The organism is Dictyoglomus sp. (assembly GCF_049968615.1).
Taxonomy (GTDB): domain Bacteria; phylum Dictyoglomota; class Dictyoglomia; order Dictyoglomales; family Dictyoglomaceae; genus Dictyoglomus; species Dictyoglomus turgidum.
Genome location: NZ_JBMFQK010000036.1, coordinates 1 through 569, shown reverse-complemented (window position 1 = coordinate 569; position 569 = coordinate 1). Strand labels below are relative to the sequence as shown.

At 31.8% G+C, this 569-nt stretch carries 1 protein-coding gene; it reads right to left on the bottom strand.

Annotation, left to right across the window (positions count from 1 at the left end):
* On the bottom strand, nt 1-569 hold a 569-nt coding region (locus tag ACP5QL_RS09260; RefSeq protein WP_428127308.1), incomplete at both ends, for an asparagine synthetase B family protein.

Genomic DNA, 569 nt, shown 5'->3' with positions numbered 1-569 from the left:
TCCACTTAAAAACATTCCAACTGGTACATCAGAAACAAGTCTTAATTTAAAACTTTCGGTTAAAATATTTTCCAACTCTTCTACTAACTCTTCTTCTGATTTCCTTAACCACCTTTCCCTTTCTTCCCGTCCTTTTAAAAAGTAATTTTCAACTTTCCAGTAGGAAAACTCCTTTATTTCTCCTTTTGAATTTATTACAAGAAAATGTCCAGGTTTTAACTTGAAGGTATTCTGAAATATTGAGTAAGGAGCTGGTATATAGCCGTATTGAAGGAAAAGCGCTAATGAAGTATAGTCAATGATCTTTTCAAACTTTGGATGTAGATGAAAGGCTTTGAGTTCTGATGCAAAAGCAAAAAATCCATTTTTATAATAGTAATACAGAGGTTTAACACCCACCCTATCTCTACACAGGATTAACTCTTTTTTATTTTTATCCCATATAGCAAAAGCAAACATTCCTCTAAATTTATAAACTGCATCAAAACTCCACTTATGAAAAGCTTTCAAAATTACTTCCGTATCACTTTCAGATTTAAAAGTGTATCCTTCCTTTTCAAGCTCTTTTC